Consider the following 6000-nt stretch of genomic DNA (forward strand, 5'->3'; position numbering starts at 1 on the left):
GGGGCTTTCCCCCGTTGTGGGGCGGCACCCCTCCCGGTTGTGGGCAGCCGTCCCGCGGGGGCGTGGGTGTTACCTGGCGAAGCCGTAGGAGAGGAGCTTCTTGGCGTCCTTCGTACGGTTGGCGGACGAGGAGGAGGCCAGCACGGTACCGATCACCGTCTTGCCGCCCCGCTTGGCCGCGAAGACGAGGCAGTACTTGGCCTCGGGCCCGGACCCGGTCTTGACGCCGAGCGCCCCGGAGTAGGTCCCCAGCAGCGGGTTGGTGTTGGTCCAGTTCATGGTGCGGTAGCCGCCACTGCGGGTGACCGTCCGCTGCTTGGTGGAGCGGGTGGCCACGATGGAACGGAAGGTGGCGTTCTTCATGGCGTCGCGGGTCAGCTTGGTCAGGTCGCGCGGGGTGGAGTAGTTGCTGCCCTTGCCGATGCCGTCGAACGAGTCGAAGTGCGTGTTCGTCATGCCGAGGCTGCGCGCGGTGGTGTTCATCTTGCCGATGAAGGACTTGACGCGGGCGGAGCGGGAGGAGCCGTTGCCGAAGGTGTCGGCCAGCGCGTAGGCGGCGTCGCAGCCCGAGGGCAGCATCATCCCGTAGAGGAGCTGGCGGACGGTGACCTTGTCACCGACGATCAGCCGGGCGGAGGAGGCGGTGTTGCGGACGATGTAGTCGCTGTACGCCTTCTGGATCTTGACCTTGCGGTTGAGGTTCAGGTTCCGCTGGGCCAGCACCACGCGGGCGGTCATGATCTTGGTCGTCGAACCGGTGGAACGCCGGGTGTCGGCGGCCTTGGTGTAGAGGCTCTTGCCCGTGCCGCTGTTCATCACGTAGCCGCCCTTGGCGGTGATGGAGGGCTTCTTCGCCGCGACGGTGACCGCCGTCGCGGGGGTGGCTGCCACGCCCGTCGCCAGAACGGCTCCGGAGGCGAGGACGACCGTGGCGGCACGGCGGGTGCCGGCAATACCAATTCTCACTGTGTCAGCTCCAAGTGCCGCCGCGAGGCGGCTGGTTGGGCGGATACCCGGAGCCTGGGCGGTCCGGGAACTAATCGGGATAGTAGACCGTTTCGGTGGTTGAGTGGAATAGACTCAACTTGTTGCATGCTGGAGATAGCAAGCGTCGGCGGCCACCAGTGGTGCGGCGCGACGGCAGCGGAAGGCAGCACTGGAGGAGGAGCAGGACAGTGGACGCGGAGCTGACCAACAAGAGCCGGGACGCGATCAGCGCGGCCAACGACCGCGCGGTGGCGGACGGCCACCCCGACATCACGCCGGCCCATCTGCTCCTCGCCCTGCTCACGGGCGAGGAGAACGAGAACATCCAGGACCTCGTCTCCGCCGTCGAGGCGGACCAGGCGGCCCTGCGCGCGGGAGCCGAGCGCCGGCTGGCGGCGCTGCCCACCGTCCAGGGCTCCACGGTCAGCAGGCCGCAGCCCGACCGCGACCTGCTCGCCGTCATCGCGGACGCGGCGCAGCGCGCCAAGGAGCTGGGGGACAGCTTCGTGTCCACCGAGCACCTGCTGATCGCGCTGGCCGCGAAGGGCGGAGCCGTCGCGGACCTGCTCAAGGAGCAGGGCGCGAGCGACAAGAAGCTGCTGGACGCCTTCCAGGAGCAGCGCGGCAGCCGCCGGATCACCAACCCGGACCCGGAGGGCACCTACAAGGCGCTGGAGAAGTTCGGCACCGACCTGACGGCGGCGGCCCGCGAGGGCAAGCTGGACCCGGTCATCGGCCGGGACCACGAGATCCGCCGCGTGGTGCAGGTGCTCTCGCGGCGGACGAAGAACAACCCGGTCCTCATCGGTGAGCCCGGGGTGGGCAAGACCGCCGTGGTGGAGGGGCTCGCGCAGCGCGTGGTCAAGGGCGATGTGCCCGAGTCGCTGCGGAACAAGCGGCTGGTGGCGCTCGATCTGGGGGCCATGGTGGCGGGCGCCAAGTACCGGGGCGAGTTCGAGGAGCGGCTCAAGACGGTGCTGGCCGAGATCAAGGAGAGCGACGGCCAGATCATCACCTTCATCGACGAGCTGCACACCGTGGTCGGCGCGGGCGCGGGCGGCGACTCCGCGATGGACGCGGGCAACATGCTCAAGCCGATGCTGGCGCGCGGCGAGCTGCGGATGGTCGGCGCCACGACGCTGGACGAGTACCGCGAGCGGATCGAGAAGGACCCGGCGCTGGAGCGCCGTTTCCAGCAGGTGCTGGTGGCCGAGCCCACCGTGGAGGACTCCATCGCGATCCTCCGCGGGCTGAAGGGGCGCTACGAGGCGCACCACAAGGTGCAGATCTCCGACGGCGCGCTGGTGGCCGCCGCCGCGCTCTCGGACCGCTACATCACCTCCCGGTTCCTGCCCGACAAGGCCATCGACCTGGTGGACGAGGCGGCCTCCCGGCTCCGGATGGAGATCGACTCCTCACCCGTGGAGATCGACGAGCTGCAGCGTGCCGTCGACCGGCTCCGGATGGAGGAGCTGGCCCTGGGGAAGGAGACCGACCCGGCCTCCGTCGAGCGCCTGGAGCGGCTGCGCCGCGAGCTGGCCGACAAGGAGGAGGAGCTGCGCGGACTGACGGCGCGCTGGGAGAAGGAGAAGCAGGGCCTCAACCGGGTCGGTGAGCTGAAGGAGAAGCTGGACGATCTGCGCGGCCAGGCCGAGCGCGCGCAGCGCGACGGCGACTTCGACACCGCCTCCAAGCTCCTCTACGGCGAGATCCCGGCCGTCGAGCGGGAGCTGGCCGCCGCCACCGAGGAGGAGGAAGAGGCCAAGAAGGAGGCCGCGGCCGGCGAGAAGGGCGAGCGGGACAAGATGGTCAAGGAGGAGGTCGGCTCGGACGACATCGCCGATGTCGTCGCCGCCTGGACGGGCATCCCGGCCGGCCGGCTGCTGGAGGGCGAGACTCAGAAGCTGCTGCGTATGGAGGAGGAGCTGGGCAAGCGGCTGATCGGCCAGACGGAGGCCGTGCGTGCCGTCTCCGACGCGGTGCGCCGCACCCGGGCCGGTATCGCCGACCCCGACCGCCCCACCGGGTCCTTCCTCTTCCTCGGCCCCACCGGCGTCGGCAAGACGGAGCTGGCCAAGGCGCTCGCGGACTTCCTGTTCGACGACGAGCGGGCCATGGTCCGGATCGACATGAGCGAGTACGGCGAGAAGCACAGCGTGGCCCGTCTGGTCGGCGCCCCGCCCGGCTACGTCGGCTACGAGGAGGGCGGCCAGCTCACCGAGGCGGTGCGGCGGCGCCCGTACAGCGTCATCCTGCTGGACGAGGTGGAGAAGGCGCACCACGACGTCTTCGACGTGCTGCTCCAGGTCCTCGACGACGGCCGCCTCACCGACGGCCAGGGCCGGACCGTGGACTTCCGCAACACCCTCCTCATCCTCACCTCCAACCTGGGCAGCCAGCATCTGATGGACCCGCTGGAGAAGGAGGAGGAGAAGCGGGAGCAGGTGCTCGCCGCCGTGCGGGCCGCCTTCCGCCCCGAGTTCCTCAACCGGCTGGACGACCTGGTGGTCTTCTCCGCCCTCACCGGGGAGGAGCTGCGCCGGATCGCCCGGCTCCAGGTCGACTCCCTCCAGGCCCGGCTGGCCGAGCGCCGCCTGGAGCTGGAGGTGACCCCGGCCGCGCTCGACTGGCTGGCGGTCGAGGGCAACGACCCGGCGTACGGCGCCCGGCCGCTGCGCCGTCTGGTGCAGACCGCCATCGGTGATCAGCTCGCGCGGGAGATCCTCGCCGGTCAGATCAGGGACGGCGACGTGGTGCGGGTCGACCACGTCGAGGGCTGGGACGGCCTGGTGGTCGGCACCGCGAACGGCTGAGCACCGCCCGTGCGGGCTGCCCGCGGGGCGCGCCTGCCCGGCAGGGTTGTCATTCCGGGGGGCCCGTGCGGGAGGATGGCGTCAGCCGTATGAAGGGAAACACCCACGTGAGCATCGACCCGTCCTCGATCCCGAACTTCGGGGGCCAGCCCGAGGAGCCGGAGGAGTCCGGACCCACTGGACCGATCCTCCCCGACCAGGACCTCGTCAAGCAGCTCCTGGACCAGATGGAGCTGAAGTACGTCGTCGACGACGAGGGAGACCTCGCGGCGCCGTGGGAGGAGTTCCGCACCTACTTCATGTTCCGCGGGGAGGAGGAGCAGCAGGTCTTCTCCGTCCGTACGTTCTACGACCGGCCCCACACCATCGAGGACAAGCCCAAGCTCCTCGAGGCGATCGACGACTGGAACCGCCGCACGCTGTGGCCGAAGGTCTACACGCACACCCATGACGACGGCAGCGTCCGTCTCATCGGGGAGGCGCAGATGCTGATCGGCACGGGTGTCTCGCTGGAGCACTTCGTCTCCAGCACGGTCAGCTGGGTGCGGGCGTCCATCGAGTTCGACCGGTGGCTGGTGGAGCAGTTCGGCCTGGAGAAGGACATCGACTCCTCCGAGGGCGACGGCGAGGGCAGCTGAGCGACCGCGGTCGGCGGCACCGGGCCGGGGGGCGCGCACCCGAGCGCGCGCCCCGGCCCTTCGCCGTACGGTCACAGCTCCGCCACCTTGGGTACACAAGGGGGTGGCCCGGCCGTCGGAGGCTCGGCCCGGTACCTGGCCCTGTCCCCGTCAGCCAAGGGGTTGACCGTGTTCCGTCACCGCACAGCACGTCCCGCCGCCCTTCTGCTGGGCACGGCGCTGACCACCCTCACCGCGCTCGCCGCGACCCCGGCCGGCGCCGTGCCGGCCGCCGCGGACGGCGCCGGCGGCGCCCTCCCGGCCGTCACCCCGCGCGCGCAGACGCCCCCGCTCCACGACGACGAGGCGGGCGGCAACGCCGACGCCGACGACCCCGCGATCTGGCGCGATCCGGCCGACCCCGGGGCCAGCCTGGTCATCGCGACGGCGAAGGAGGGCGGGCTGCGGGTGTACGACCTGGCGGCGCGCCAGGTCCAGTCCCTTCCGGCACCGCCCGCCGACGGCCCGGACGACGCGCCGGGCCGCTTCAACAACGTCGACCTCGTCCACGGCATGCGGCTCGGCTCCGGCCCGTCCGATCTGGCGGTCACCACCGACCGCGGCCACGACCGGCTGCGCGTCTACCGCATCGCGCGGAACGGCGACGGCGCACCGCTCACCGACGTGACCGACCCGGCGGCCCGGCCGGTCTTCTCCTCGGGGCAGGAGGAGATCAACGAACAGCGCACCGCCTACGGCCTCGCCACCTGGACGGACCCGGCGACCGGCCGCTCCTACGCCCTGGTCAGCCGCCGGAACACCACCCGCCTCGCGCTGCTGGAGCTGACGCCCACCGCGGCCGGGAAGGTCACCTACCGCACCGTCCGCACCCTCGACCTGCCCTCCTCCTTCCGGCTCCCCGACGGCACGTCCTGGTCCCCCTGCGGCGAGCCGGACGAGCAGCCGCAGGTCGAGGGCATGGTCGTGGACCCGGCGGACGGCACGCTCTACGCCGGTCAGGAGGACGTGGGCATCTGGCGGCTGCGCGCCGACCTGACCGGCTCCCCGCACCTGGTCGAGAAGGTCCGCGAGTACGGCGTCCCTGGCAGCTACGACGAGGAGAGCGAGGAGTGCGTGCCCGGCGCCGACCCGGGCTTCGGCGGCACGCACCTGTCGGCGGACGTCGAGGGGCTGACCCTGCTCGCCGAGAAGGACGGCGACGGGGTCCTGCTCGCCTCCAGCCAGGGCGACAGCACCTTCGCCGGGTTCGACCGGGAGCGGGACGAGGAGAACGAGTACGAGGGCGGATTCCGCGTCACCGCCGCCGGGCGGGACCTGGACGGCTCCGAGGAGTGCGACGGCGCCGCCGTCCTCAACGCCCCGCTGGGGAAGCGGTATCCGGACGGACTGCTCGTCGTGCAGGACGGCCACGACACCCCGCAGGACGGCGAGCGCGGGGCGACGGGCTTCAAGTTCGTCGACCTGGCGGACGTCACCCGGGCCCTGGACGGCTGAGGGCCGCGGGCGCGCGGAGCGCCACGGCCGCCCCTGACACCTGTCAGGTACCACCGCGGGGGTGCGGC

The 6000-nt window shown here is 71.5% G+C and carries 4 protein-coding genes; 3 read left to right on the forward strand and 1 reads right to left on the reverse strand.

All coding sequences use genetic code 11. The features are described from left to right. Nucleotides 1-69: 69 nt before the first annotated feature. Nucleotides 70-966, reverse strand: coding sequence for a serine hydrolase (locus FM076_RS17285; RefSeq protein WP_173871783.1), 897 nt, complete (start codon nt 964-966; stop codon nt 70-72). 209 nt (nt 967-1175) lie between these two features. Here FM076_RS17285 and clpB point away from each other — a divergent pair, with 209 nt between their 5' ends. The 3 genes from clpB to FM076_RS17300 all read left to right on the forward strand — a co-directional run bounded on the left by clpB (nt 1176) and on the right by FM076_RS17300 (nt 5932). After that, entirely contained in the window at nt 1176-3800 is a 2625-nt protein-coding gene (gene clpB / locus FM076_RS17290) for an ATP-dependent chaperone ClpB (RefSeq protein ID WP_173871785.1), read from the forward strand. 107 nt (nt 3801-3907) lie between these two features. Next, complete coding sequence (locus tag FM076_RS17295; RefSeq protein WP_173874818.1) at nt 3908-4438, forward strand: YbjN domain-containing protein; 531 nt, start codon at nt 3908-3910, stop codon at nt 4436-4438. Nucleotides 4439-4606: 168 nt separating this feature from the next. Next, nucleotides 4607-5932, forward strand: coding sequence for a phytase (locus FM076_RS17300; RefSeq protein ID WP_173871787.1), 1326 nt, complete (start codon nt 4607-4609; stop codon nt 5930-5932). Nucleotides 5933-6000: the final 68 nt, after the last annotated feature.

Source organism: Streptomyces albus subsp. chlorinus, assembly GCF_013302895.1.
GTDB lineage: Bacteria > Actinomycetota > Actinomycetes > Streptomycetales > Streptomycetaceae > Streptomyces > Streptomyces chlorinus.